The organism is Streptomyces sp. ISL-43, from assembly GCF_018614195.1.
GTDB lineage: Bacteria > Actinomycetota > Actinomycetes > Streptomycetales > Streptomycetaceae > Streptomyces.
The window spans coordinates 111,273-136,773 of sequence record NZ_JAGGOT010000048.1; the positions used below are offsets into that span (position 1 = coordinate 111,273).

The 25,501-nt window shown below is 73.0% G+C and carries 25 protein-coding genes, 1 tRNA gene and 3 pseudogenes; 13 read left to right on the forward strand and 16 right to left on the reverse strand.

Translation table 11 applies throughout. From position 1 onward, the window contains the following. Positions 1-76: 76 nt before the first annotated feature. Complete coding sequence (locus J7F03_RS26735; protein WP_214953784.1) at positions 77-1,654, forward strand: molybdopterin-dependent oxidoreductase; 1,578 nt, start codon at positions 77-79, stop codon at positions 1,652-1,654. Between the two features lie 48 nt (positions 1,655-1,702). On the opposite strand, the gene J7F03_RS26740 is transcribed toward J7F03_RS26735, so the two are convergent. Beyond that, entirely contained in the window at positions 1,703-2,671 is a 969-nt protein-coding gene (locus tag J7F03_RS26740; RefSeq protein WP_214953786.1) for a DNA repair exonuclease, read from the reverse strand. Continuing rightward, positions 2,668-3,459 (reverse strand): hypothetical protein, encoded by a 792-nt coding sequence (locus tag J7F03_RS42410; protein WP_214953788.1) that lies wholly within the window; start codon positions 3,457-3,459, stop codon positions 2,668-2,670. Before J7F03_RS42410 ends, J7F03_RS26740 begins: the two co-directional genes overlap by 4 nt. 302 nt (positions 3,460-3,761) lie before the next feature. Between J7F03_RS42410 and J7F03_RS26750 the strand changes: the two genes are divergently transcribed. Further along, the gene (locus J7F03_RS26750) at positions 3,762-4,832 is read left to right on the forward strand and encodes an esterase family protein (protein WP_214953789.1); all 1,071 of its coding nucleotides are present in this window, start codon (positions 3,762-3,764) and stop codon (positions 4,830-4,832) included. Between the two features lie 96 nt (positions 4,833-4,928). Here the strand turns inward: J7F03_RS26750 and J7F03_RS26755 are convergent, their stop codons facing one another. Further along, positions 4,929-6,173, reverse strand: a complete 1,245-nt coding sequence (locus J7F03_RS26755; protein ID WP_251072525.1) for a cytochrome P450 — start codon at positions 6,171-6,173, stop codon at positions 4,929-4,931. A 157-nt stretch (positions 6,174-6,330) separates the two neighbouring features. Between J7F03_RS26755 and J7F03_RS26760 the strand changes: the two genes are divergently transcribed. After that, positions 6,331-7,254 carry an SDR family oxidoreductase gene (locus J7F03_RS26760; protein ID WP_214953793.1) on the forward strand — a complete coding sequence of 308 codons (924 nt, stop codon included), beginning with the start codon at positions 6,331-6,333 and terminating at the stop codon, positions 7,252-7,254. 21 nt (positions 7,255-7,275) lie between these two features. Here J7F03_RS26760 and J7F03_RS26765 read toward each other — a convergent pair whose 3' ends face one another. Beyond that, positions 7,276-8,046 (reverse strand): TetR/AcrR family transcriptional regulator C-terminal domain-containing protein, encoded by a 771-nt coding sequence (locus tag J7F03_RS26765; RefSeq protein ID WP_214953795.1) that lies wholly within the window; start codon positions 8,044-8,046, stop codon positions 7,276-7,278. Positions 8,047-8,153: 107 nt separating this feature from the next. Between J7F03_RS26765 and J7F03_RS26770 the strand changes: the two genes are divergently transcribed. After that, positions 8,154-8,588 (forward strand): VOC family protein, encoded by a 435-nt coding sequence (locus tag J7F03_RS26770; protein WP_214953797.1) that lies wholly within the window; start codon positions 8,154-8,156, stop codon positions 8,586-8,588. Between the two features lie 4 nt (positions 8,589-8,592). Here the strand turns inward: J7F03_RS26770 and J7F03_RS26775 are convergent, their stop codons facing one another. Together J7F03_RS26775 and J7F03_RS26780 are read right to left on the reverse strand one after the other, a co-directional pair. Then, entirely contained in the window at positions 8,593-9,618 is a 1,026-nt protein-coding gene (locus J7F03_RS26775) for an enoyl-CoA hydratase/isomerase family protein (RefSeq protein WP_214953799.1), read from the reverse strand. Between the two features lie 113 nt (positions 9,619-9,731). Next, positions 9,732-10,481, reverse strand: a complete 750-nt coding sequence (locus J7F03_RS26780) for a helix-turn-helix domain-containing protein (protein ID WP_214953802.1) — start codon at positions 10,479-10,481, stop codon at positions 9,732-9,734. A gap of 129 nt (positions 10,482-10,610) precedes the next feature. On the opposite strand from J7F03_RS26780, the gene J7F03_RS26785 reads away from it, so the two are divergent. Further along, positions 10,611-11,756, forward strand: coding sequence for an MFS transporter (locus tag J7F03_RS26785; protein ID WP_214953856.1), 1,146 nt, complete (start codon positions 10,611-10,613; stop codon positions 11,754-11,756). A 287-nt stretch (positions 11,757-12,043) separates the two neighbouring features. On the opposite strand, the pseudogene J7F03_RS41380 reads toward J7F03_RS26785, so the two are convergent. Both J7F03_RS41380 and J7F03_RS42415 read right to left on the reverse strand, forming a co-directional pair. Beyond that, positions 12,044-12,106: pseudogene (locus J7F03_RS41380) on the reverse strand (hypothetical protein); the annotation flags it as partial. Positions 12,107-12,234: 128 nt separating this feature from the next. After that, positions 12,235-12,393, reverse strand: a pseudogene (locus J7F03_RS42415) (hypothetical protein); the annotation flags it as partial. A gap of 306 nt (positions 12,394-12,699) precedes the next feature. On the opposite strand from J7F03_RS42415, the pseudogene J7F03_RS42750 reads away from it, so the two are divergent. The 3 genes and pseudogenes from J7F03_RS42750 to J7F03_RS42760 all read left to right on the forward strand — a co-directional run. Then, positions 12,700-13,179: pseudogene (locus tag J7F03_RS42750) on the forward strand (exo-beta-D-glucosaminidase); the annotation flags it as partial. Continuing rightward, positions 13,160-13,606: a hypothetical protein gene (locus J7F03_RS42755; protein ID WP_374104398.1), complete on the forward strand. Its 447-nt coding sequence runs from the start codon at positions 13,160-13,162 to the stop codon at positions 13,604-13,606. The pseudogene J7F03_RS42750 and the gene J7F03_RS42755, both read left to right, overlap by 20 nt. A gap of 200 nt (positions 13,607-13,806) precedes the next feature. After that, positions 13,807-14,964, forward strand: a complete 1,158-nt coding sequence (locus J7F03_RS42760; RefSeq protein ID WP_374104397.1) for a hypothetical protein — start codon at positions 13,807-13,809, stop codon at positions 14,962-14,964. A 13-nt stretch (positions 14,965-14,977) separates the two neighbouring features. On the opposite strand, the gene J7F03_RS26795 is transcribed toward J7F03_RS42760, so the two are convergent. The 3 genes from J7F03_RS26795 to J7F03_RS26805 all read right to left on the reverse strand — a co-directional run bounded on the left by J7F03_RS26795 (position 14,978) and on the right by J7F03_RS26805 (position 18,161). Further along, positions 14,978-15,919 carry an NAD-dependent epimerase/dehydratase family protein gene (locus J7F03_RS26795; protein ID WP_214953804.1) on the reverse strand — a complete coding sequence of 314 codons (942 nt, stop codon included), beginning with the start codon at positions 15,917-15,919 and terminating at the stop codon, positions 14,978-14,980. 40 nt (positions 15,920-15,959) lie between these two features. Beyond that, positions 15,960-17,786: an ABC transporter ATP-binding protein gene (locus J7F03_RS26800; protein WP_214953806.1), complete on the reverse strand. Its 1,827-nt coding sequence runs from the start codon at positions 17,784-17,786 to the stop codon at positions 15,960-15,962. Between the two features lie 301 nt (positions 17,787-18,087). Beyond that, positions 18,088-18,161 (reverse strand) — tRNA-Pro (locus tag J7F03_RS26805). A 119-nt stretch (positions 18,162-18,280) separates the two neighbouring features. On the opposite strand from J7F03_RS26805, the gene J7F03_RS26810 reads away from it, so the two are divergent. After that, entirely contained in the window at positions 18,281-18,796 is a 516-nt protein-coding gene (locus tag J7F03_RS26810; RefSeq protein ID WP_308379981.1) for a DUF309 domain-containing protein, read from the forward strand. Positions 18,797-18,905: 109 nt separating this feature from the next. On the opposite strand, the gene J7F03_RS26815 is transcribed toward J7F03_RS26810, so the two are convergent. The 4 genes from J7F03_RS26815 to J7F03_RS26830 are packed head-to-tail and all read right to left on the reverse strand — an operon-like array spanning position 18,906 to position 22,238. Beyond that, a complete protein-coding gene (locus J7F03_RS26815) occupies positions 18,906-19,295 on the reverse strand; it encodes a VOC family protein (protein WP_214953810.1) in 390 nt (129 codons plus the stop codon). 5 nt (positions 19,296-19,300) lie between these two features. Next, positions 19,301-19,939, reverse strand: coding sequence for an LUD domain-containing protein (locus J7F03_RS26820; protein ID WP_214953812.1), 639 nt, complete (start codon positions 19,937-19,939; stop codon positions 19,301-19,303). Next, positions 19,936-21,486, reverse strand: coding sequence for a lactate utilization protein B (locus J7F03_RS26825; RefSeq protein WP_214953814.1), 1,551 nt, complete (start codon positions 21,484-21,486; stop codon positions 19,936-19,938). The genes J7F03_RS26820 and J7F03_RS26825 overlap by 4 nt, the downstream gene beginning before the upstream one ends. After that, positions 21,483-22,238, reverse strand: coding sequence for a (Fe-S)-binding protein (locus tag J7F03_RS26830; protein WP_214953816.1), 756 nt, complete (start codon positions 22,236-22,238; stop codon positions 21,483-21,485). Before J7F03_RS26830 ends, J7F03_RS26825 begins: the two co-directional genes overlap by 4 nt. A gap of 18 nt (positions 22,239-22,256) precedes the next feature. Between J7F03_RS26830 and cobF the strand changes: the two genes are divergently transcribed. After that, a complete protein-coding gene (cobF, locus tag J7F03_RS26835) occupies positions 22,257-23,009 on the forward strand; it encodes a precorrin-6A synthase (deacetylating) (RefSeq protein WP_214953818.1) in 753 nt (250 codons plus the stop codon). An 83-nt stretch (positions 23,010-23,092) separates the two neighbouring features. Here the strand turns inward: cobF and J7F03_RS26840 are convergent, their stop codons facing one another. After that, complete coding sequence (locus J7F03_RS26840) at positions 23,093-23,509, reverse strand: recombinase family protein (protein WP_214953819.1); 417 nt, start codon at positions 23,507-23,509, stop codon at positions 23,093-23,095. Positions 23,510-23,649: 140 nt separating this feature from the next. Between J7F03_RS26840 and J7F03_RS26845 the strand changes: the two genes are divergently transcribed. The 3 genes from J7F03_RS26845 to J7F03_RS26855 all read left to right on the forward strand — a co-directional run bounded on the left by J7F03_RS26845 (position 23,650) and on the right by J7F03_RS26855 (position 25,485). Beyond that, a complete protein-coding gene (locus J7F03_RS26845) occupies positions 23,650-24,204 on the forward strand; it encodes a winged helix-turn-helix domain-containing protein (protein WP_285440496.1) in 555 nt (184 codons plus the stop codon). Next, complete coding sequence (locus J7F03_RS26850; RefSeq protein WP_251072551.1) at positions 24,096-24,698, forward strand: transposase; 603 nt, start codon at positions 24,096-24,098, stop codon at positions 24,696-24,698. The genes J7F03_RS26845 and J7F03_RS26850 overlap by 109 nt, the downstream gene beginning before the upstream one ends. A 439-nt stretch (positions 24,699-25,137) precedes the next feature. Continuing rightward, positions 25,138-25,485: a hypothetical protein gene (locus J7F03_RS26855; RefSeq protein WP_214953823.1), complete on the forward strand. Its 348-nt coding sequence runs from the start codon at positions 25,138-25,140 to the stop codon at positions 25,483-25,485. The last annotated feature ends 16 nt before the right edge of the window (positions 25,486-25,501 follow it).

Here is a 25,501-nt window from a genome sequence, read left to right on the forward strand (position 1 = left end):
CCATGTCGCACGAGTAGCGCCGGGCCGGCGCGCCCCCAGGGGGATTCCGAGCAGACCGGGTGGAGAGTGAGTCCGAATGACCGGAGTGAAGGCAGAACCGAGGCGCCCGCGGCGGTACGCGCTCGGCGCCGTCAGCGGACTGGTCGCCGCTGTCAGCGGACTGGCTCTGGCGCACTTGGCGGCGGCGGCCGTCCGTCCGGAGGCCTCCCCGCTCACCGCGGTCGGCGGGGCCGTGGTGGACCGCACCCCGGTCGCGCTCAAGGAGTGGGCGATCCGCCAGTTCGGCGAGGCCGACAAGCTGGTCCTGGGCCTCGGCATCATCGTCGTGCTCGGCGCGATCGCGGCCGCGGCCGGGCTGCTCGCCGTACGCCACCTGCCCGCGGGCATGGCGCTCGCGGCCGCCGTCGGGGCGGTCGGGGCGGTGGCCGCGCTCAGCCGACCGGAGGCGGGCTGGAAGGACGCGCTGCCCTCGCTGACGGGCGGGGCCGCGGCCGCCGGAGTGCTGTACCTGCTGGTCGCGGCCTTGAGGCGGCTCGGACCGGGCCCCGCGGCCGGCGGCATGGACCGGCGCGGCTTCGGCCGCCTCGTCGTGGGCGCCCTCGCGCTCTCGGCCGGGGCCGGGTACGCCGGGCGAAGGCTCGGCGCCTTCGGCTCGGCGGGGGCCACGTCCTCCCGGGCGGACCTGGTCCTGCCGGCGCCCTCCGTGCCGGCGCCGCCGGTACCGGCCGGGGCCGATCTGCGGATCCCCGGGATCTCCCGGTTCCTCACCCCGAACGGGGACTTCTACCGGGTCGACACCGCCCTGGTCGTACCGCGCGTGGACGCGGACGCCTGGCGGCTGCGCATCCACGGGGACGGAGTGGCCAGGCCCCTCACCCTCGACCTGCGCGAGCTGCTCTCCCGTCCGCTGGTCGAGCACGACATCACCCTCACGTGCGTGTCCAACGAGGTCGGTGGCCCGTACGCGGGCAATGCCCGCTGGCTCGGCGTCCGCCTCGCGGATCTGCTCCGCGAGGCCGGGGTGCGGCCCCCGTCGCAGGGCGGTCCTGCCGACCAGCTGGTGGCGCGCTCGGTGGACGGGATGACCCTCGGCACCCCCGTCGAGGCCGTGATGGACGGCCGGGAGGCGCTGCTCGCCGTCGGGATGAACGGCGAGCCGCTCCCCTTCCGGCACGGCTTCCCCGTACGGATGGTCGTGCCGGGCCTGTACGGGTACGTCTCCGCGTGCAAGTGGCTGCGCGAGCTGCGCCTGACCACCTTCGACGCCTACGACGCCTATTGGGTGCGCCGGTCCTGGGCCCCGCGGGCTCCGGTCAAGACCCAGTCGCGCATCGACACCCCGCGCCCCTCCGCCGAGCCCGCGCCGGGGCCGGTGGCCGTCGCCGGGGTGGCGTGGGCGCAGCACCGGGGCATCGCGCGGGTCGAGGTACGGGTGGACGCGGGTCCCTGGCACGAGGCCCGGCTCGGGGACGCGGACGGCGACGACACCTGGCGCCAGTGGGTGTGGACGTGGGAGGCGACTCCCGGGCGGCACACCCTGGAGGTCCGCGCCACGGACCGGACGGGCGCCGTACAGACGGGGAAACGCGCCGGGACGGTCCCCGACGGGGCGACCGGGTGGCACTCGGTGGTCGTGCGCGTCCGGTCCGCCTGAGGAGCGGGGTGTGACCGCGTCACGCGCCGCCGGGGTGTCCTTCCCGCGTCAGGCGGCCGGGGTCGTCGGCGCGGGGCAGACCATCGCGGCCGGGCCGGCCAGGGCGCGTGCCGTGCGCAGCAGGCCGGGAGGCGTGGCGGCGGTGAGGGTCCAGACGACGGCGCCGCCGGCGGGGGGCCGCGGGACGTCCGCGAACCGGGCCCGCAGGTCGGCCTCGGCGGTCGCCGGGCACCGAAGGTGCAGGTCCTCGTAGCGCACCGGGGCGGTGTCCACCTGGCGTATCCCGATCCGGCCGCCGTCGCCGATCCGCAGTTCGGTCAAGCCCCGGCCGCCCGGTTCGCCGGGGCCCCGGGCGTGGGTGTTGCCCGGGTACACGGCGAACGCGCCGGTACCCGGGACGAGCCGGTGGTGGACGTGGCCCAGCGCCCAGTAGTCGTATCCGGCGCGCGCGAGTGTCCGCGGGTCGGCCGGCGCGCAGATCCGGCGGCTCCAGGCGCCGTGCAGGCTGGTGTGCAGGAGCCCGATGTTGACGGTGCCGGGGACCCGGCGCGGGTATCCGGCGGCCAGGTCGCGGCGCTCGTCCGGGTCGGCCACCGACTGGCCGTGGACGGTGATGCCGAGGTCGGGCCAGGACACCGACTCGGGGGCGTCCGCCGCGAGCCAGCGCACGGACGGCGGAAGGTTCAGCTTGTGCGGCAGGGGGCTCTGCGCGTCGTGGTTGCCCGAGACCACCACCGTGCGCAGGCCCGCCTCGTCGAAGGCGCCGAGGGCGTCCTGGCAGGCGGCGAGCGCGCGGGCGTCGGCGTGGCGGCGGTCGAAGACGTCCCCGGCGAGGAGCACCGCGTGGTAGCCGTCCCCGACGATGTGGCGCACGGCCGCGCGCAGGGCCTCGTACGGAGCCTCGTACGGATCTATCGCGGGCGCCCCGGGGTACTCGGCCAGCCCGCCCAGGGCGGACCCTATGTGCAGGTCGGCCAGGTGGGCCACGCGTATCGGGCCGGGCTCGGACGCTCTCACGGGCCGAGGATGAGCTCGGTCTTGAAGGCGTCGCGCTCCAGCAGCCAGCCCTCGGCCCGGAGCTTGCCCATCAGGTCGGAGCGCAGTCGGACGGCTTCCCGCAGGGTGTGCGCCTTGGCGGTGATCTCCGCGAACCAGGTCGGCTCGCCGGACGCGGTGGGCAGCCGGCTGACTTGTGTCTCCATCGCGTGATCGAGCATGCGGCCAGGATAGTTCGCCTGGCTTACCGGACCGTGGAGACGGGATGAAGCGGTGACGGCCTCCGCCCATCCGGCCGGTTTCGCGCCCCACCGGGCGAGCTTGCCCGGGAGCCGGTCCAGGACGATGGCGCGGGATGCCTCCAGATCGGGGAGCTCGCCGGGGGCCAGGCCCCGGACCCGGCGGCACTTCTTGTTGGTGAAGTCGAGGGTGGCGCGGGTGTGGCTGAGGTTGACCTGAACCCGGTAGTTCCCGTCGCCGATGGCGAAGTCGTGCTCGCCGGCCCGGTCCATCACCCGCCGCACCTCGGCGGGTGACGAGCCGTCGCCGTCGATCTCGAAGCGGGCCTTGTAGGCGAGACGGACGCGGTTCTCGTCGTCGTGGCGCCGGATGCGGACGATCCAGCCCTGGCCGTTCAGGCTCTGCCCGGCGTCGTCCATGTACTGCGCGACCTCGACGCGGCCGGGCTCGCCCAGTGACAGCGCGGTGGCCGCCGCGTCCGTCGGCAGCCCGCCGGCGTCCAGCACCTGGTCGGGGTCGACCAGCAGCTTGACCTGGTAGACCGTGCGCGCCGCGACCGTCGGCGACACCCCTGACCGTGCACCGGACTGGGTCCGGCGATCCGTTGTTTTCGGCGTGTTCCGCATATCCCCGTCGATCATGGCTCATATGGCACCAGGGCGGATGAAACCTCCGGAACCGCACCGATGAACAGGCGGCGAATCTACCCCAGGACCCGTGTCCCGGCCTGCCTGTCGCCGGACCCGGCCGAGCCGGGACCTCCCCGGCCCGACACGCTGCTCGCCGCCCTCCCTGGGCGGCGAGCAACCCATATTGAACGTATCGTCCGGATATTACGGTCGAGTCGTCCCGCACGTCAGGAGCCGGCGCAGTGGAGCTGACCAGTACGTCGTTCCTCGTCACTCTGATCGCCGTCACCGGGCTCGCCATGCTGGCCGCGCTGCTCCTGTGGAACCGGATTCCCGGCCCGGGCTGGATGCGCTGGCCGGCCCGGCTGGTGATGATCGGCCTGTGCCAGCTCACCGCCACCTGCGTGGTGGCCACCTGGATCAACGGCAGCTACGGCCTCTACTCCTCGTGGGACGACCTGCTCGGCACCGACACCGGGCAGAACGCCTCGGCCATGACCGGGCCGCCGCTGGGACGGGCCAGATTCACCCGGGGCGGTGACGGCACCCGCAGCACGTACTTCCGCGGCTCCCACTCCAAACTCGCCGGCCAGGTGATCGTGTGGACTCCCCCGGAGTACGACGCCCCGGGGGCGCAGAAGACCCGGTTTCCCGTACTGATGCTGCTGCACGGCTACCCGGGCACGCCCCGGACCTGGATCGACCTCGGCAACATGCCCGGCGCGCTGGAGCAGCTGGTCCAGCTCGGCGCCGCGCACCCGTTCATCCTGGTGATCCCCGAGCTGTACCCGGGCGGGGTCAACACCGACTGCTCCAACACCCCGCGGCGCAAGGTGGCCGACTGGCTCGCCGAGGACGTGCCGGACCTGGTCGCCAAGAACTTCCGCACCCTGCCGGAGCCCGGGGGGTGGGGGCTGATGGGCATCTCGACCGGGGCGTTCTGCGCGGCCAAGCTGCCGCTCCAGTACCCGAAGGCGTTCCGGGCGGGCGCGGCCCTGGACCCCGATCCGCTGACCGGTGACGCGGACGTGCTGGCCGATCCGGTGCTGCGGGAGCGCAACAGCCCGATGTGGCTGGTCCAGCACACGAAGAAGGCGGACGTGGGCCTGTTCCTGGCCACCTCCTCACAGGACAAGGACAGCCCCCCGCAGCAGCTCGCCGCGTTCGCCAAGGCGGCCGAGGGCTCCGGGGCGCGGGTCAAGACCCTGGTCCGGCCGCAGGGCGGCCACAACTTCCAGACCTGGATCGGGATGTATCCCGACGCGCTGGGGTGGCTGAGCACGGAGATCTCCCCGCCGACCGAAGGCCCGTAGCCCTGTAGCCCTGTAGCCCCGTAGCCCCATAGGCATCGAAGGCCCGGCCCCCGGGGGTTCCGCGCGCCGGCGGGCCCTCGGGGGTGAGAGTCGCTCCTACTTGCCCGCGAGGCGGACCGGCAGCGATTCGACGCTGTTGCCTATGAAGCTGCGCTGGTGCGGGAGTTCGGCTTCGGGGACGGCCAGGTCGAGGTCCGGGAAGCGGGTGAAGAGGGCCTCCAGGGCGATGGTGGCCTCCAGCCGGGCGAGCGGGGCGCCGACGCAGTAGTGGGCGCCGTGTCCGAAGGAGAGGCTGCGGGCCGCGGTGGGGCGGGTGACGTCGAAGCGGCCGGCGTCCGGTCCGTGGAAGGCCTCGTCGCGGCCGGCGGCCGTGTACCCGGCGAGGACCGGGGTGCCCTGCGGGATCACGGTCCCGTCGACGCTCAGGTCGCGGGTCGGATAGCGGAAGGGGAACCAGCTGACCGGGCTGTCGAAGCGGAGGGTCTCGTCGACCACGTCCGACCAGGTGGCCTTGGACTCCAGGACCAGGGCGAGCTGGTCGCGGTGGGTGCACAGGGCGCGGACGGCGTTGCTGATCAGGTTGAGGGTGGTCTCGTGGCCCGCGACCAGCATCAGCCGCATGGTGCCGATGAGTTCGGCTTCGCTCAGCCGGTCGCCGTCCCCGTCGCGGGCGGCTATCAGCGCACTCGTCAGGTCCTCGCCCGGATCGGCCCGGCGGGCCGCCGCGATCGCGCCGATCAGCTCGACGAGCTCCCGTACGGCCGTCATCACCTCGGCCGGGGTGGTGTCGGTCGCGATGATGACCGTGTTCGACAACTCGTGCAGCCGGCCCCGGTGCTCGGGGTCCACGCCGAGGAGCTCGCAGATCACGCTCATCGGGAGCGGGAGCGCGAAGTGCGTGCGCAAGTCCGCGACCCCGTCGGGGGCTTGGGCCGCGGCCCGCTCCAGGTCGTCCAGCAGCCCGGCCGTCAGCTCCTGGACGCGGGGGCGTAGCCGCTCCACCTGGCGGACGGTGAAGGCGTTGCCGACGAGGGAGCGCAGCCGGCGGTGGTCGGCGTCGTCCGCGGTGTGCATGCCCTGGGCGTTGGCGAAGACGCGCAGCGGCCAGTCAGGGGGGACGGTGCCGTCGTGGAGGGCGCCGAAGTGCCGGGCGTCCTTGGCCACGTCGGGGTGGGCGAGGAACTCCTTCAGCGCCTCGTGGCCGAGGACGACCGCGCCGGGTACGCCGCCGGGAAGCACCACTTCGGCGACGGCGCCCTGGGCGCGCAGCCGGGCGTTGAGGGCGTGCGGGCAGCCGCCGGCGGGGTCGATGACGTGCGCGCGTGCGTGATCGGAGGACAAGCCTGGTCTCCTGACGATATGAACGGATCTCGGCCAACAGTGCGGCTTGAGGGGCTGGTTGTTCAAGCCCGCCCCCGTCCCGTCTCCAAGCGGGGTCACCCGGACGCGGACGCACCGCCCCGCGCCGGCCGCGCGCGGGCGACGTAGGGTCGCGGTCATGGCTGAGGAACGGCGGACTCTCGAAAGCAGGGTGGCCCTGGTCGCCGGGGCGACCCGGGGCGCGGGGCGGGGCATCGCGGTCGAACTGGGGGCGCGCGGCGCCACCGTGTACGTGAGCGGGCGCAGCACACGGGGCCGGCGCTCGGAGTACGACCGGCCGGAGACGATCGAGGAGACGGCCGAGCTGGTCTCGGCGGCGGGCGGCCGGGGTATCGCGGTGGTCGCGGACCATCTGGTGCCGGAGCAGGTCCGGGCACTGGTGGAGCGGATCGACGCCGAGCAGGGCCGCCTCGACGTGCTGGTGAACGACATCTGGGGCGGTGAGCTGCTCTTCGAGTGGGAGAGCACCGTCTGGGAGCACGACCTCGACAAGGGGCTGCGGCTGCTGCGGCTGGCGGTGGAGACCCACGCCGTCACCAGCCACTACGCGCTCCCGCTCCTGCTGCGCGAGCCGGGCGGGCTGGTGGTGGAGATGACGGACGGCACGGCGGAGTACAACGCGAGCCGCTACCGGGTCTCCTTCTTCTACGACATCGCCAAGTCGGCGGTGCTGCGCATGGCGTTCGCGCTCGGGCACGAGGTGGGCCCGCGCGGCGCGACGGCGGTGGCGCTGACGCCCGGCTGGCTGCGCTCCGAGATGATGCTCGACAACTTCGGTGTCACCGAGGCGAATTGGCGGGACGCACTGGAAAAGGTCCCGCACTTCGGCATCTCGGAGACCCCGTTCTACGTCGGCCGCGCGGTCGCGGCGCTGGCCGCCGACCCGCAGGTGTCCCGCTGGAACGGGCAGTCGCTCTCCAGCGGGCAGCTCGCCGGGGTCTACGGCTTCACGGACGTCGACGGCAGCCGGCCGGACGCCTGGCGGTACATGGTCGAGGTCCAGGACCCGGACCGTCCGGCGGACACGACCGGCTACCGCTAAGGGCTGTCCGGCGATCGGGGACTACGGCTTCTCCACCAGCCGGGCGACCCCGTCGAGGAGGCAGCGCAGGCCGAAGGCCCAGACCGTCTCCGGGTCGTACGCGCCCACCGCGCTGCCGACCCGCCCGGCGAGGGGGTAGCGCTCGGGGTCCATGGCCCGTTCCAGCAGGGGCGCGCTCGCCTCCCACCAGTCCTGGTCGCTCTGGCGGGCGTTGTGGGCGGCGGTGTCGGCGGCGGCCAGGGCGTTGGCGTGGACGAAGCCGAGGAGGTGGGTCAGGGCGGCGTCCATCTCGACGTCGGTGAGGCCGATTCCGTCGAAGGCCGCGAGCTCGTGCTCGTACTTGCCGATCACCCCGGGGCCCAGCGGGGGCCGGGTGACGGACAGTTCGGCGATCCACGGGTGCCGCAGGAGCAGGGCGCGGTTGTCGTCGGCGACGCGGGTGATCCCCTCGCGCCAGGAGTCGGCCGGGGCCGGTTCGCCGCGCTCCATGGCCAGGTACGCCGCGTCGAGCATCAGGTCGAGCAGCTCGGCCTTGCCGGGGACGTACGTGTAGAGGGTCATGGGGGTGACGCCCAGCCGCTGGGCCAGCGCCCGCATGGTCAGCGCGGCCAGCCCCGCGCGGTCGGCGCCCCCCGCCTCGTCGGCGAGCGCGATCGCGGCGTCGACGACGGCGTCCACGGTCAGCCCCTGCCGGGGGCCGCGCCGCCCGCTGGGCGCTCCCTGCCCCGGCTCGCGCCACAGCAGCTCCAGCGTGCGGACGGGGTCGCCCGCCCCGCTGCGGTCCTTCGCCATGCCCGGCCCCTTCCTGCCTTCCGGCAGCCCCCACGGCATTAACCTTCTACGCCGTATAGAATACTATGTATAGTGAAACTCCGAGCCACGATAACAGGAGGAAACCCATGCGGATCGCAAGCACGGCCACATGCCTGACCGTCGACGACGTCACCCTCTCTTCCGCCTTCCTGACCAGGCATTTCGGATTCCAGGAGACGATGGCGGCCGACGGGTTCGCCTCCCTGTCCCACCCCGACGGCCCGAATGTGATCTTCGTACGGCGCGGCCTGGAGGTACTCCCCGAGGATCTGCGCGAGCAGCGCGCCGCCGGCGTGCTCCTCGCGTTCACCGTGGCCGACCTGCCCTCCGAGTACGAGCGACTGCGCGCGGAGGGGGTCACGATCGCCATGGAGCCGCGCGTGGAGCCCTGGGGCGAGCGCGTGTTCCTGGTGTCCGACCCCAACGGCGTGATCGTCGAAGTCGTGGACTGGGTGGACGCCGAGGCCGCGGCCGTACTGTCCCTCGATGCCGCGACCCCCGCGACCCCCGCGACCCGGTAGCCGCCTACCCGAGCGGGGCTGCGACGAAGAAGCGGGCCACGTCCTCCTCGGTGACCTCGCCGAGGGTGGCCGGGGTCCAGCGCGGGCTGCGGTCCTTGTCGATGACCTGCGCCCGAACGCCCTCCACCAGATCGGGCGAGGCCAGAGCGTTGCAGGAGACCCGGAACTCCTGCTCCAGCACCGGTTCCAGAGCACCGAGGGCGGCGGCCCTGCGGAGGGACTCCAAGGTCACCTTCAGGGCCGTCGGGGACTTGCCGAGGATCGTCTCGGCGGCCTCCTTGGCCGCGGGGTCCCCGTACCCGAGCAGCCGGTCCACGATCTCCTCGACGGTGTCGGCCGCGTAGCAGTGGTCGATCCAGCCCCGCCACTCGGCGAGCCGGCCCGGCTCGGGCGCGGCGGCGTAGCGCGGCAGCACCTCGCGGGCCGGGGCGCCGGCGAGCTCGGCGGTCAGCGCGGGCAGCCGGCCGGCGGGCACGAAGTGGTCGGCGAGCCCGCACAGCAGCGCGTCGGCGGCCCCCACCGCGGAGCCGGTGAGGGCGAGATGCGTACCGAGCCGCCCGGGCGCGCGGGCGAGTAGATGGGTCCCGCCGACGTCCGGGACGAAGCCGATGCCGGTCTCGGGCATGGCGACACGGGAGCGTTCGGTGACGACACGGACGCTGCCGTGTGCGGACACACCGACCCCGCCGCCCATCACGATGCCGTCCATGAGGGCGACGTAGGGCTTGGGGTAGCGGGCGATGTACGCGTTGAGCCGATACTCGTCGCGCCAGAACCCGACGGAGGCCCCGGTCCCGGCCTTGGCATCGTCATGGATGGCCCGAATGTCCCCACCGGCACACAGCCCGCGCTCACCGGCCCCCCGGATCACCACCTGCTCGACGCCCGGATCCCCCTCCCACCCGGCCAGCGCCTCGTGGATGCGCAGCACCATGGGGTGGGTCAGGGCATTCAGTGCCCTGGGCCGGTTGAGGGTGATCACCCCGGCCCGCCCGTCGAGGGAACACAGCACGCTGTCGTCGTCGCTCATCACCCGGCAAGTATGGATCGGGCGCGGCCCGGGTTGTGAGGGCGGGCAAGTCCAGCGCGATCCAGCCCGTTCACACCCTGCCCGATCCTGCCTGACCCGGCTCTCGAAGGGGGCTACTCCTTGGTGTGGGTGCCCGGGGTGTGGCCGAAGGAGCGGCGGAAGACGTCGATGAAGGCGCTCGCCGAGGACCAGCCGCAGCGGTGGGCCACCGCCGTCACCGGGGTGCCGACGGCCAGCAGGCGCAGGGCGTGGTGCAGGCGCAGCTGGGTGCGCCATTGGGGGAACGTCATGGCCAGCTCGGCGCGGAACAGCCGGCTCAGCGTGCGCTCCCCGGCCCCGGCGCCCGCCGCCGCGGCGAGCTCCGCCAGGCCGCGGGGATCCGCCGGATCGGTGTGCAGCAGTGCGCAGACGGCGGCCAGCCGGGGATCGGCCGGGGCGGGCAGGTGCAGCGGCTGGAGCGGCGAGGCCCGCAACTGGTCGAGCAGTACGCCCAGCATCCGGCGCCGCTCCGCGCTGCCGTCCTCGGGGGCCCGGGTGTACGCCAGGATCAGCTCGCGCAGCAGAGGGCCCACGGCGAGGACCGCGGGGGCCGAGAGGGAGAGCGGGTTGACGTGGGTCGGCAGGCCCACGCAGTGCAGGTCGGCGCGGCCGAACGCGCGGTGCTCGTGCACCGTCCCGGCCGGGATCCACAGCGCGCGGGTGGACGGCGCGACCCAGGTGCCGGCGTCCGTGGTGACGGACAGCACCCCGGATCCGGCGTAGCAGATCTGGTGGTCGTCGTGGCGGTGCGGATCGATGCCGTTGTGGGTGTCGAGCTCTCGGACGTTCGTCGCCGCGCGCGGGGTGTGGCGGATTTTCTGCATCACCCGGCAATTTATCGGAAGCGGGCCGCTCCGGGCGAGAGCGATCCTCGACCGGTGACCTCGACTACACCCCTTTCCGCGTCCGTTCCGACACCGCGTGCGCATGCGCCGTCCGGCCCCCCGGGCCGGCTGCGCACGGCCGCCTTCTCGGCCGGCCACTCGTGCGTGGACGTCTACCAGGGCGCCGTCGCCGCGCTCGTCCCCTTCCTCGTCTCCGAGCGGGCGTACGGGTACGCCACCGCGTCCGGCGTCGTGTTGGCCGCCTCCCTGCTCTCCTCGGTGGTCCAGCCGCTGTTCGGCGCGCTGACCGACCGGTGGCCGATGCCCTGGCTGATACCGCTGGCCACCGCCGCCGCCGGACTGGGCGTGGCGCTGGTCGGGCTCGACGCTGGGTACCCGGCCACACTCGCCGCGGTCGCACTGTCCGGGCTGGGCGTCGCCGCCTACCACCCGGCGGCCGCCCGGCTGGTCCGCACGATGGGCGGCTCGGGGCACGGTGCGATGAGCTGGTTCGCACTCGGCGGCAACATCGGATTCGCCTGCGCACCGCTCCTGGTCGTGGCGGCGCTGGCGCTGCCGGGGCCGGCGGGCTGGTGGCTGCTGGCCCTCCCGGCCGCGATCGGCGTGTTCCTCAACTGGCCTCCCTCCGCGAAACGTTTGGAAGGGAGCCGGGTGACAGCCCCTGCGCGAGCGCCCCAACCCCGCGACGACTGGCGGGCGTTCCTGCGTCTCTCCCTCGTGGTCGTCGTTCGCTCGGTGGTCTTCATAGGCCTGAGCACCTTCATCGCCCTGTACGTCCGCGAGCGCGGCGGTGGCGAGACCGCCGGAGCGGTGGCCCTGTTCGCCCTCTTCGCGGGGAGCGCCGGCGGCACCCTCCTCGGCGGCCGGCTGGCCGCCCGCTGGGGCCGGGTCATAACCGTCCACCGCTCGTACGCGGCGGCGGTGCCCGCCATCGCCGGGATCCTCTTCCTCCCGCTGCCCCTGGTGTACGTCTGCTCGGCGCTGGCCGCGGCCGCGCTGTACGCCCCGTTCTCCCTGCAGGTCACCCTGGGCCAGGACTACCTGCCGACGCGCATGGGCACCGCGAGCGGGGTCACCCTGGGCCTGACCGTCAGCGTCGGCGGCCTCGCGAGCCCCCTCATCGGCGCCGCGGCCGACGCCGCCTCGCTGCGCACCGCCCTGCTCCCCCTGGCCGTACTCCCCCTGCTGGCCTGGGCCCTGGCCCGCCGCCTCCCGGAGCCGGCCGCCCCGGAGGGCACCGCGGCGCGACGGTGACGGGGAACCCCAAGCCCGGGCAGCCGACCGGCTCGGCCCGGTCCAGCCCGGCCCTCAGCCGCGCCCGGCCGCGGGGTCTCCACTCCGGGGCCTGGAACGGTGGGCGCGCCAGGCCGCCAGGGCCTGCGAGCGGGCCCCCTGGGGTGGCGGGCGTGCCAGTCGCGGAGGAAGCGGTTCAGTTCGAACCGGGTGCCGATCCCCTGGGGCTCCGCCGCCCGGGCGCGGGTGGCGTGCCAGTGGGCCACGGCTTCGGCGAGGGTGCGGCCCGCGCCCTGGGCCACGTACTCCCGCATGAAGGCGTCGAAGTGGAAGCCGGGCCCGATCTCCCGCGTGAAGTACTCCCTGAGCACCTGGCTGCACCGCTGGCCCGGCGGGATGACGGAGTCCGCGTCGACGGGTGCGGCGAGCCGGCGGCCGGTGCGGCGGGCCGCCGGGCGGGGGTCCCGTCCAGGGCGGCGGCGATCCGCGCCGTGACGGCTACCTTGCCGCCTCCGGCGGACAGCCCCATCTCCCGGGCCAGTGCGGACAGTTCGGCCAGCGTCCAGTACCAGCGCGCCAGCTCGGCGCCGGTCAGGCCAGGGCCCAGGGGCGGCCGCGCCTTGTCCTCGCCGGGACCCGCATGAACATTCGCACTCATGTTCCCATCTTAGGGTTCGTCCGGAGCTTCCGGCCCCGCGTGCGCGCCGCCCCGCCCCCGGGCCCGGCGCGGGGCTAACGTCGGGGCGTTACGTGACGCCCAGCCTCACCGAAGAGCGCCGTGCTCCACCACCGACCGGTCCGCGCCCGCCTTCGCGCCCGAGTCCACGACCGAGCCCAGGCCCGCGTCCGCGCCCGGCTGCTCCTGCTGGCCGTGTTCGGACTGCTGTGCGCGCTGACCGCCGCCGGACCGGCTCCCGCCGCCCCGCGACCGGCTCCGCCTCCGGGGTCGACGTCCGGCGTCCCGGTGACAGCCGTCGCCGCGGCCCCCGGGAGCGCCACCCCGCTGTCGGGCTACGCCGTCCAGTCGACGGCCCGCGTCCCCGACACGGCGGCCGCCGTCTCCACGCCCGGCTACGGCGCGAAGGGCTGGTACCGGGCCGGGCCGCGCTCGACCGTGCTCGCGGCCCTCATCGCACACGGCACGTATCCCGACCCCTTCTACTCCACCAACCAACAGGGCATCCCTGCAGCCGAGTTCGCCGTCCCCTGGTGGTTCCGGTCCGAGTTCTCCGTCGCCGACACCACCGCCCGCACCTACCTGGACTTCAGCGGGGTGATCTCCGCGGCGGACGTGTTCGTCAACGGCAAGCAGGTCGCCACCGCCTCCGAGGTGACCGGCGCGTACACCCACCACGAGCTCGACATCACCTCTCTCGTCCGCAAGGGCGCCAACACCGCGGCCTTCCGGATCCGCCCCAACAACCCTGCCGTCCCTCGGCACCGCCGACCTCACCGTCAAGACCCGGGTCCGCAACGACTCGGCCGCGCCCGTCACCGTCACGGTGTCCGGGGACATCGACGGCGCGCAGGCCTCCTTCCGCCAGGAGGTGACGCTGCGCGCCCACGAGACGAAGACCGTCGCCTTCACCCCGGCCGGCCATCCTCGCCTCCACCTGGCCTCGCCCCGCGTGTGGTGGCCGGCCGGCATGGGAGGGCAGGAGCTGTACGACCTGCGGCTGACGGCCACGGTGTCGGGCGCGGTCTCCGACACGGCCGGGCAGCGTTTCGGCATCCGCGAAGTGCGGGCCCCGCTCGACAAGGACGGTGCCCGCCAGTACCAGGTCAACGGCCGCCCCCTGCTCATCCGGGGCGGCGGCTGGTCGCCGACGAGTTCCTGCGATGGGACCGCACGTACGTCGAGGACCGGCTGAAGTACGCCCTCGACCTGGGGCTCAACACCCTGCGTCTGGAAGGGCACATCGAGCCCGACGAGTTCTTCGACCTCACCGACCGGTAGGGGATCCTCACGCTGCCGGGCTGGCAGTGCTGCGGCAAGTGGGAGGGAGAGGTCAACGGCACGGAGGCCGGGGAGGCTTGGGAGGAGGACGACTACCGTGTCGCCGCCGCTTCCATGGCCGGCGAGGCAGCCCGCCTGCGCGGACACCCCAGCGTCTCCTCCTTCCTCATCGGCAGCGATTTCGCGCCGGACGCGGAGATCGAGCGGGGGTACGTGGACGCGCTGCGGGCCGCCGACTGGCGTACGCCGGTGGTGTCCGCCGCCACCGCCGCGTCGGCGCCGCTGACCGGCGCTTCGGGGATGCGGATGACCGGTCCCTACGACTGGGTGCCGCCCCGCTACTGGTACGACAAGCGCGAGGGCGGGGCCACCGGCTTCAACTCCGAGACCAGCGCCGGGCCTTCCATTCACACGCTCGACACCCTGCGCCGCATGATGTCCGCCGCCGAGCTGGAGGCTCTCTGGCGGGACCCCTCCGCACGGCAGTACCACCGTTCCCCGTCGCGGACGTTCGCCACGCTGAAGCTGCAGGGTGGTGCCTACTTCGGTGCGAAGAAGGCGAACGAGCCCCTGCACGTCCAGTACTCCTACGACGACCGTACGGTGGCCGTCGTCAACCGCCGGCACGACGCCGCGTCCGGACTGACGGCGCGGGTGAGCCTGTTCACCCCCGGCGGAGTGAGCAAGTACGACCGGAGCGTGCGCGGGCTCGCGGTCGGCGGCGACGGCGCGAAGACGACCGTACTGACCCTGCCCGCCGCGGTGGACGGACTGCCCGCCACCTATCTGGCGCGGCTGGTCCTCAGCGACGGGGACGGCCGTGAGGTGAGCCGCAACGTCTACTGGCTTTCGACCCGGCCCGACGTCGTCGACTACGCGGCCACGGACTGGTACCACACCCCCACCACCGGCTACGCGGACCTCACGGGCCTGCGCTCCATGCCCCCGGCCCCGGTGTCCGCCACGGCGTCGACGACCGCGACCACACCGACGACCGGCACGGACCCCGCCGGAACCTCGACCACCACCGTCACACTGCGCCACACGGGCAGCGGCGGCGCGCCCGCCCTGCTCACCGACGTCCACCTCGTCGACGACCGGGGCGCGCCGGTCCTGCCCGTCCGCTGGTCGGACAACCAAGTCAGCCTCTGGCCGGGCGAGTCGGCCACCTTGACCGCGACCTACCGGACCGCGGACCTGCACGGATCCGCCCCGCACCTGAGGATCTCGGGCTGGAACACTCCGAAGGCCACGGTCGACGCCGGCCGGTGACGCCGGGCAGATGTCACCCGGCGGTCGCCAGTCGCCCGCGCCACCAGTCCACGGTCGCCTCGACCTGCTCGTCGATGGGGGTGGCCCGTACGGTGAACGCGGCCTCGTAGGCGCTCGAGTCGACGACGAACGGACGCTCGAACTGGTAGCGGACTTCCTTCAGTTCCCGAAGCAGCGGCGAGAAGAGCGCCGCCGCTCCCAGCACGGCCGAGGGGATCCTGCGCACCACGGCCGGCCCCGTTCCCGCCTGGGCGGCCAGGCGTTCGGCCATCTCCCGGACGGACTGCGCGGGCCCCGTCGGGACGTGCCAGGGCCGCCCCCAGGCCCGCTCCTCGCCCGCGACCTCGACCAGGGCCCTGGCCACGTCGGGGAGGTAGGTCCAGCTGTGCGGGGTGTCCGGGTCGCCGAGGGTGGAGACCGGCTTGCCGCGCAGCAGCGGTGGTACGACGCGCGCGGCCAGGTGGCCGCCCTCGGTCACGCCGGGCCCGAAGAAGTCTGAGGCCCGCACCTCGACCGCCTTGATGCGGCCCTGCTCGTGCAGATCGCGCGCCCGCTCCCAAGCGGCGGCGCGGACCCGCCCCTTGGAGCCGGTCGCCGCGAGCGGCAGCTGCTCGGTCATGGGTCCGTCCACCGGCCCGTAGCCGTAGAGGTTCCCCAGCATGACCAGTACGGCCCCGGTCTCCTCGGCCGCGGCGCAGAGCGACGAGGCCAGCCGCGGCCACTCGCTCACCCAGCGGTGGTAGGGCGGCGCGGCACAGTTGTAGATCGCGTCCGCGCCCTTCACGGCTTCGGCCAGCCGCTCGCGGTCGCTCGCGTCCACCGCGACGTGCTCGATCCCCGCTTCCGGGCTTCGGCCCGACCTGGTGACGACCCTTACGGAATGGCCCTGTTCGGCCAGCAGCCGAGCGGTGGCGGCCCCGGCGGGCCCGAATCCCATGACGACATGAATGCTCACCTACGCACACTAACCCGGGGCCCATGCGGCCCCGGCCGGGTCAGGAGCGTGTGGGGGTGCCGTCGAGGAAGCCGCCCGACTGGTGCTGCCAGAGCTTCGCGTAAGCGCCGGCCGAGGTGAGCAGTTCGTGGTGCGTGCCCTGTTCGATGATCCGTCCGTGGTCGAGGACGACGAGCTGGTCCATGGTGGCGACGGTGCTCAGCCGGTGCGCCACCACGAGCGCCGTCCGCCCCTCCATGAGGCGCCACAGCGCCTCCTGGACGAGGATCTCGCTCTCGGAGTCCAGGGCGCTGGTCGCCTCGTCGAGCAGCAGGATCGGCGCGTCGCGCAGGATCGCCCTGGCGAGGGCGACCCGCTGGCGCTGTCCGCCCGACAGCTTGATGCCGCGTTCGCCCACCATGGTGTCGAAGCCGTCGGCGAGCGCGTCGGCGAACTCCGTGACGTGCGCCGCCTCGGCCGCGCGCCGGATCTCGGTGTCGGTGGCGTCCGGCCGGGCGAACGCGATGTTGTCCCGCAGCGTGCGGTGGAACATCGCCGGGTCCTGCGGCACGTAGGCGATCAGGCTGCGCAGGTCGGCCTGACGCAGCCTGCTGATGTCCTGCCCGCCGATCAGGATCCGGCCGGCGTCGATGTCCGTCATCCGCAGCAGCAGCCGGGTGAGCGTGGTCTTGCCCCCGCCGGACCGGCCGACGAGACCGACCTTCGCCCCGCTGGGCACGGCCAGCTCCAGTCCCTCGAAGAGCGGCTCCGCACCCCCGTGCGCGAAGGTCACCTGCTCGAAGCGGACGTCGGCGGCCCGGGACCGCAGCGGCTCCGGGGTCACGGGATCGAGTACGGTCGGCGGCTTCAGCAGCAGTTCGGTGAACTGCGCGGCCTCCGTCATCGAGCTCTCCAGGCGGCGGTAGATCTGGTTGAACTCGAACATGATCCGCGTCGCGTTGGTGTAGTACGTGAAGGCGACCACGACCGCCTCCACGCCGTGTCCGCCCCCGGCGAGCGCGACCGCCAGCAGCAGACCCAGCGCGTTGGTCAGTACGGACATCGGCGCGACCAGCGTGTCGATGCGCAGGTTGCCGTAGTCCCACGACCTCAACATGAGCCGCCGCGACGCCGCGACGCGGGACCGGTGCTCGGCGGCCTCGCTCCGCTCGGCGGCGAACGCCCGGACCGTGTCCATGTTCATCAGGCTGTCGGCGACGTGGCCCGACACCCGGGCGATCGCCTCCTCGCGCTGGTCGACGAGCGTCTGACGGCGGCGGATGAGGGGCACCACGCACAGCGCCGTCAGCACGATCATCGCCAAGAGCCCCACGACGAGCAGCGGTTCGTACTGCCACAGCACCACCGACCCGAACAGCAGCGGTACGAAGCTGCCCAGGACCGAGAACGTCAGCGTGTCGACGAACTCCTCGAACCGGGAGGCGAAGCTCAGGACCCGCTTGGTCAGCGACCCGGCGAAGTTGTCGTGGAAGAACGCGGCGTCCTTGGCGAACAGCTCGTCCATGCCGATGACGTACATGCGCTCGATTCCGTGGGCGTCCAGGCGGTTCAGGCAGTGCAGTCCGAGGCGCCACAGCCCCTCCGAGAGCAGCAGGACTCCGGCGAAGCCGAGGACGTACGGCAGCGTCCAGCCGAAGCCCGTACCGCCGCGCACGGCGTCCCCGCCGCCGTCCCCGGCGATGCGTCCGACGAGCTTCGCGACGACCAGCGGCGCGATGTAGTTGATGCCGATGTTGCCCAGCGCCGGGAGCAGCATCGCCGGCAGCGCCAGCAGCTTGAGCCGGACCAACTCCCGTCCGTAGTAGCGAAGTACGAGGCGTACCGAGCCCCTGCCCGGCGTGACGTGACGCGATTGTGGCGATCCCATGCCAACCCTGTGTTCTCCGAGGAGACGCCATTACCTCAGTGGCCGTACGGAGCTTCGGTTCGAGCGAAATGCCCACACTCCGGAAATCGCAGTGTCCCGTGAGGGCGCCCGCGCAGTCCACGTGTTTTTACCGGCCGGCGCGCGTTCGCGCGGGGGCTCCGGACAGTACGCCGTCGCACGTGGGGGCGGGGGGCCGGCACCGGGCTCGGGTGCTCACCGGTCCCCCAGCAGTCCCCGAAAACGATCAAAGGGCCGTTTCAGATTGCTCTGAAACGACCCTTTGATCTACGACTCTTTCGAGTCGGGACGACAGGATTTGAACCTGCGACCCCTTGACCCCCAGTCAAGTGCGCTACCAAGCTGCGCCACGTCCCGTTGTGCTTCCGACCAGGCTTCCCACTTGGGCTTTCCCCGTCCCGGCGGCACATGCAGAACATTACCCCACGACGAGGGGTGTGCATGCACCGGTAATCGGCGGGAGGGAGGATGAGGGGGTGAACGCACGGGATCGGGACACTGAAGGGCGGGCGCGGAGCGCCAGGCCGAGGGACGGGCTGGGACGGCCGCTGCCCTACGGGGCGCAAGGGGTGGAGCGGCAGGCCGAAGGGGTGGTCCGGACGCCCGGCGAGACCGTCGCGCAGGCGCAGCGGCTGCTGGACGCGGGGATGCCGTTCCACGCGCACGAGGTGTTCGAGGACGCCTGGAAGTCCGGCCCCGAAGCGGAGGCTCCGCTGTGGCGGGGGCTCGCGCAGCTGGCGGTCGGGCTGACGCACGCGGCGCGCGGGAACGCGGTGGGCGGGGCGCGGCTGCTGCGCCGCGGAGCGGATGTCCTGGCCGGACGGGACGAGGCCGGGGGCGCGGCCGCCCCCGGGACCGGCCCCGCGTACGGGATGGACCTGCCCGGGCTCGTCCGCTGGGCCCGGGAGCTGGCGCGGCGCGTGGAAGCCGGCGCGCCCGTCGACGCGGCGACCGAGGCCCCGCACCTGACGGCCCGGCCCGGCCCCGCCTGAGCACGGCCGCGTCTACGGGCCCGGCCCGACCCCGCCTGAGCAGCCGGCCGGGGGCCGGCGCCGGGGTGTCGGCCCGGGCGGACACCCCCGTGACACGCCCCGCCAGGGTCTACGCCGGCTGGAGGAGGTCCCAGCGGTTGCCGTAGAAGTCCTGGAAGACGGCGACCGAGCCGTACGGCTCGTGGCGCGGCTCCTCCAGGAAGCGGACGCCCTCGGCCGTCATCCGGGCGTGGTCGGCGGTGAAGTCGTCGGTGTAGAGGAAGAAGCCGACGCGGCCGCCCGTCTGGTCGCCGACCCGGGAGCGCTGGGCGTCGTCCTTGGCCCGTGCCAGCAGCAGGGCGGACTCCTCGGCGCCCCGCGGGCGGACCACGACCCACCGGGAGCCGTCCGGGCGCGCGGTGTCCTCGACGAGGTCGAAGCCGAGGGCACGGGTGTAGAAGTCGATGGCCTCGTCGTAGTCGTGGACCACGAGGGCGGTGAGGGCGATGTGTGCGGACATGGTGCCTATTGTGCGCCGAGGAGTACGACCTCCAGAGTGCGGGGACCGTGCACGCCCTCCACCCGGTCCAGCTCGATGTCGCTCGTGGCCGAGGGGCCGGAGATCCAGGTCAGCGGGCGGGTCGGGTCCAGCAGCGGCAGCGCCTGCGGCACCGAGTCCACCACCTGGCCCGGGACCCGCACCACGCAGATGTGGTGGTCCGGGATCAACGTGATCCGCCGCCGCCCCTGGCCGGGTCCGCCGTCCAGGACGATCGTGCCGGTCTCGGCGATCGCGAGGGCGCAGCCGGTCACCACGCTGTCCACCGCGTCCAGTTGGCGGGGGGTGGAGACGGCCCGGTCGTGGATCCGGGTCGGGTCGGCGGCCGCGAGCCAGTACGGGGGCAGCCCGGCCGGTACGAGGACCGACTCGGCGCCCCGCTCGGCGAGGAGCCGCATCAGCAGCATGGCGATGCCGTCCTCGTCGACCCGGTGCACCTTCGCTCGGTACTCGGCGAGGTTGGCGGCGAGGAGGTCCGCCCTCCCGGCCGGGGTGCGGGCGCCGTGGACCTGGAGGTAGTCCCGGGGGATGACCGGGTCGGGGTCGGGGTAGCCGTCCGCCGTCGCCCGGCGGATGCGGCCCAGGATGCGGTCCCTGCTGCTCACGCGCGCCCGCCCCGTTCCCGTTCCCGCGCCGCCCACCAGTCGCGGAACGACTGCGCCGGGAGCTCCGGCAGCTCGCGGCTGTCCGTCCAGGCCCGCCCCGGCCCCGGCAGCCGGCGCGGCCGCAGCCGCCGGGCCCTGGCCAGCAGCCGCTCCCCCGCGCGCAGCGCGCCCGGGTGGTCCAGCAGCAGCCGGGCCGCGCGCATGGCGGCCCGCTCGGCGGCGTGGCCGTGGGCCGGGCGGATCCGGACGCGGATGCCCTCGCGGGTCACCGGCCCGCCCTGGGCCACCCGTTCGCGGAGGTGGACGAGGACCTCGGGAATGTCGATGGCCACCGGGCAGACCTCGTAGCAGGCCCCGCACAGGGTGGAGGCGTAGGGCAGCGAGGCGTCGATCTCGCTGCCGGTGCCGCGCAGTTGGGGGCTGAGGATGGCGCCGATCGGGCCCGGGTAGACGGAGCCGTAGGCGTGGCCGCCCGCGCGCTCGTACACCGGGCAGACGTTCAGGCAGGCGGAGCAGCGGATGCAGCGCAGGGCCTGGCGGCCCACCTCGTCGGCGAGGGTGTCGGTGCGGCCGTTGTCGAGGAGGACGAGGTGGAAGACGGCGGGGCCGTCGCCGTCCGTGGTGCCGCTCCACATCGTCGTGTACGGGTTCATCCGCTCGGCCGTCGAGGAGCGCGGCAGCGTCTGGAGGAAGATCTCCAGGTCCCGGAAGGTCGGGATGACCTTCTCGATGCCGACCACCGAGATCAGGGTCTCGGGCAGGGTCAGGCACATCCGGCCGTTGCCCTCGGACTCGAAGACGACCACGGTCCCGGTCTCGGCGACCATGAAGTTTGCGCCGGACACGGCGACTTTGGCGCGCAGGAACTTCTCGCGCAGGTGCAGGCGGGCCGCCTCGGCCAGTTCGCGCGGGTCGTCGCCGAGTCCTTCCGGTGCCGGCCGGCCCCAGCCGCCCATCTCCGCGGCGAAGACGTCCCGGATCTCGGCCCGGTTGCGGTGGATGGCGGGGACCAGGATGTGGGAGGGCCGGTCGTGGCCGAGCTGGACGATCAGCTCGGCGAGGTCGGTCTCGTACGCGGCGACGCCGGCGGCCTCCAGCGCCTCGTTGAGGCCGATCTCCTGCGTGGCCATGGACTTGACCTTGACCACTTCGCGCTCACCGGTGGCCAGGACCAGATCCGTCACGATCCGGTTGGCCTCCTCCGCGTCGGCCGCCCAGTGGACGGTGCCGCCCGCCGCGGTGACGGAGACCTCCAACTCCAGCAGGTAGCGGTCGAGATGGCGCAGGGTGTGGTCCTTGACCGCCTTGCCGGCGGCGCGCAGCTCGTCCCAGTCGGCCAGTTCCGCGACGGCGCGGGCCCGCTTGTCGCGGATGGTGTGGGTGGCGCGGCGGAGGTTGGCGCGCAGCACCGGGTCCGCCACCGCCTCGCCCGCGGCCGCCGGGAAAGCGGGGAGGCCGGCGGGGCTCGGGGAGGCGGGAAGGCCGGGGGGAACGGGGAGGTCCGGGGAGGCCGGGAAGGCCGGCATTCCGAGATACGTGCCGGTCATCGCAGCGGTTCCTCCTCGGTCGAGGCCAGGATCTCGGCGAGGTGCAGCGCCCGCAGCGGGGCGCCCTCGCGCCGCAGGACGCCGTCCAGGTGGGCGAGGCAGGAGTTGTCGGCCCCGCAGAGCACCTCCGCGCCCGTCGCCACCGCGTTGCCGATCTTGTCGGTGCCCATCGCGGCGGACACGTCCGGGTTCTTGACGGCGAAGGTCCCGCCGAAGCCGCAGCACTCCTCGGCGCCGGGCAGCTCGCGCAGTTCCAGACCGCGCACCGCCGCCAGCAGCCGCGCGGGCCGGTCCCCGAGCCCGAGGGCCCGCAGGCCGTGGCAGGACGGGTGGTAGGTGACGGTGTGCGGGAAGTACGCGCCCACGTCCGTCACCCCGAGGACGTCGACCAGGAACTCGGTGAGCTCGTACACGCGCGGTACGAGGCCTTCGGCGAGCTCGGCCAGCGCGCCGCCCCGCCCCTCCGCCTCGGCGGCGCGCCCGATCCGGGGGTAGTGGGCACGGATCATGGCGGCGCAGGAGCCCGACGGGGTGACCACGTACGCGTACCCGGCGAAGGCCTCTGCGGTGCGGCGCACCAGCGGTTCGGCCTCGCGCCGGTAGCCGGTGTTGTACTGCGGCTGCCCGCAGCAGCTCTGCGCGGCCGGGAAGTCCACGCTCACCCCGAGCCGCTCCAGGAGGCGGACGACTGCGATGCCCGTACGGGGGTAAAGAGCGTCGTTGACGCAGGTGACGAACAGGGCGACACGCATGACGGGCAGAATAGCCGGGTGAAGAAGTTCTCAGTGATCGGCATAGGCGCGGGCGACCCGGACCACCTGACCCTCCAGGCGGTCAAGGCGATCGGCGCGGCGGACGCATTCCTCATCCTGGAGAAGGGCGAGGAGAAGGCGGATCTGACCGGGCTGCGGCGCGCGATGCTCGACGCGCACGCACGCCCCGGACACCGGCTGGTGGAGGGCCGCGACCCCGACCGCGACCGGACCCCCGCCGACTACACCCCCACCGTGGACGGCTGGCGCAGCGCGCGGGCCGAGCTCTTCGAGCGGTTCATCGCCGAGGACATGGCGGAGGGCGAGACCGGGGCGTTCCTGGTGTGGGGCGACCCGTCCCTCTACGACTCCACCCTCGCGATCCTCGACGAGGTGCTGGAGAAGGGCCGGGTCGCCTTCGAGCACGAGGTGGTGCCCGGCATCAGCAGCATCTCCTCGCTGCTGGCGCGGCACCGCACCAACCTCAACCGGGTGGGCCGCCCGGTCCAGATCACCACCGGGCGCCGGCTCGCGGAGGGCTGGCCGGCAGACGTGGACGACGCGGTGGTGATGCTGGACGCCCGGCACGCCTTCACCGCCCACCTCGACCAGGACCTCTACATCTACTGGGGGGCCTACGTCGGCACGCCCGACGAGATCCTGGTCTCGGGGAAGCTGGCGGAGGTCGCCGGGCGGATCGAGGAGCTGCGCGCCGAGGCCCGCACCCGCAAGGGCTGGATCATGGACACGTACCTGCTCCGGCGCGGCTGAGCCCGGCGGAGACGGCCGGGCCCGGCCGGATCCGGAAGGGTCGCCCGAGCCCGGCTGGATCCGAAGAGAGGGCCTAGAAGGGTCTAGCTGCGGATTTCCGTGTTCGGGTGGGGCTGGGTCTGGAGACGGGCGCGGAGGCCGATCTCCTCGGGGGTGAGTGGGTCTTCTGGCCGGCGGACGCGGACGGGCTTGGGCCGCAGCGGCAGGCCGTCGTCCGCCGCGGCCTCCTCGGCTTCGGCCAGCGCCCGGTAGAGCGAGGCGACTGAGGGGTTCTTGCCGGCGTTCTTCCCGGTCTTGATGGTCAGCTTCTTCGCGATCTTGGGGACGGGGACGCCCTTGTCCTTGAGCGCGACGGCGAAGGTGAGCATGTCATCGTCGATGACCTTCGGCCGTCCGCCGTGGTTGCCCTTGGCTGCTGCGGTGACCTGGCCTTCGAGGGTTTTCTCCCGGATGTAATTACGCTCGATCTGCCCGGCGACGGCGAGCACAGCGAAGAACATGGCGCCCATGCCCGGCCATGGGGACCAGCGGTACAGCCATTACTGACTTCAGCTCGTTGGGGTGATTCTTTGCGAAGTCCCTGATGGGTGTGGGTGGGTGGCTGTATCCGTGATGTGTGAGATATGCGGATGGGGGCGGGCTGCCTCCTACGGGACGTCGGCGCCGGGAGACGGTACGGATGCAGGCGGTCGAGCTGTTCGAGCGGAAGATCAAGCCGTCGGAAGTCGCACGGCGGCTTCGGGTGAGCGTGAAGTCGGCCTATCAATGGCACCAGTTGTGGCGGGACGGCGGTGTTCAGGCTCTGGCCTCCCACGGTCCGAGTGGGTCGCGGTGCCGTCTGTCCTCGGGGTGTCTGGAGAAGCTGGCCGCGTATCTGGAGCAGGGTCCGGCCGCGCATGGCTGGGTGGAGGACCAGGTGTGGACCGCGTCGAGGGTGGCCACGCTGATCGGCAGGAAGTTCCACGTCTCCTACAGCGTCTCCGGCGCCACCCGGTTGATGCACCGGCTCGGCTTCAGCCCGCAGGTCCCCGCCCGGCGGGTGGCCGAACGCGACGAGCAGTCCGTCACCGCGTGGCGGGAGGTGACCTGGGCGGAGGTAAAAGGGCGGCCTGCGGGGGCTACGTCTGCTTCGAGGACGAAGCCGGGTTCACCCGTAGGCCGCCCCGGGGACGGACCTGGGGCCGGCGCGGAGTGACTCCGGTCGTCACTATCAGCGGCCGGCGTTCCGGACGGCTGTCGGTGGCCGGGCTGATCGCGATGCGTCCGGGTTCCCGGACCCGGCTGTGTCACCGCCTTCGGACCCACGCCGCGGGCAAGGACTCACGTCGCAGCATGGGCGAGCGGGACTTCATCGCGCTGGTAGATGGTGTCCACCAGCTCGTCAGGGCACCGATCGTGCTGGTCTGGGACCGCCTGAACACCCACGTCTCCCGCAGGATGCGGGAATTCGTGGCCGAGCGTGAATGGCTGACCGTGTTCCTGCTGCCCGCCTACTCACCCGACCTGAACCCCGTCGAGTGGGTATGGGCCCACGTCAAACGCAGCCTCGCCAACCTCGCCGTCATGGCCCTCGATCGACTTGAAGTCCTCGTCCGCAACCGCCTCAAACGCCTTCAATACCGGCCCCACACCCTCGACGGCTTCATAGCCGGCACCGGCCTGACCCTCGACACACCAGCCGCACCCTGAGAAGCCGAAGTCGGTAATAAGGCTGTGCTCACGCCACGACTGGGCGGGCACGACATCCCATCAGGGATTTCGCTCCTGGCCGACCAGCAGGGCACGATCTGTCAACAGGACTCGACGTCCAGGGAAAAGAGAGTGCTCACCTGCTGGCGGCTACCGGGCACCGAGTCTGCCGGATGGAGCCTCGGTAGGTCCTATCAGGGAATCCGCCGAGGGATGTCGCCCTGCTGCCGCTCACCCGTCCGTCTGTGGACTGGCAGGCGGTCGCCCGGACCCGCGCGGGCCGCCGCTCCCTGCTCGCCTCCCTGGCCCCGGCCACTCGCGTGAGACGGCGCCATCACCCGAACGGACGCACCCGGATGGCCGATGTGGCGCCGACCACCGTACGGTCGGTCTAATGCTCGGCTATCCGAGCAGGTGGTTATCTCCAGGGAGGTCAACCATGAACCGACATCGCGTCCTCGCCGCCGCGGCCGCTCCCGCCGCGCTGCTCATCGGCCTGGCGATTCCTGCTTCCGCCGCACCCGCGCCGAAGGCGCCGACAACGTCGAACTCCGGCTGCTACGTGCCGCGATCCGACCAAGTCCTCACCGTCCAGGAAGGCACCAAGCTCCTCACAGCCTGCAAAGCCCAGAATCGGGCGGACCCCTCGTGGCACTGGATGGGCAACTACGGCTCAGTCTACGACGTGGTCTCCGCCGCGAATCGCGCGGGCGTCGGGGCGGGCGAGCTGGTAGCGATCCCGAATGCCAGCGGCGGCGGCCTGATCCCGGCGTTCATGTACTACTAGACGAGTCTTTCCGAAT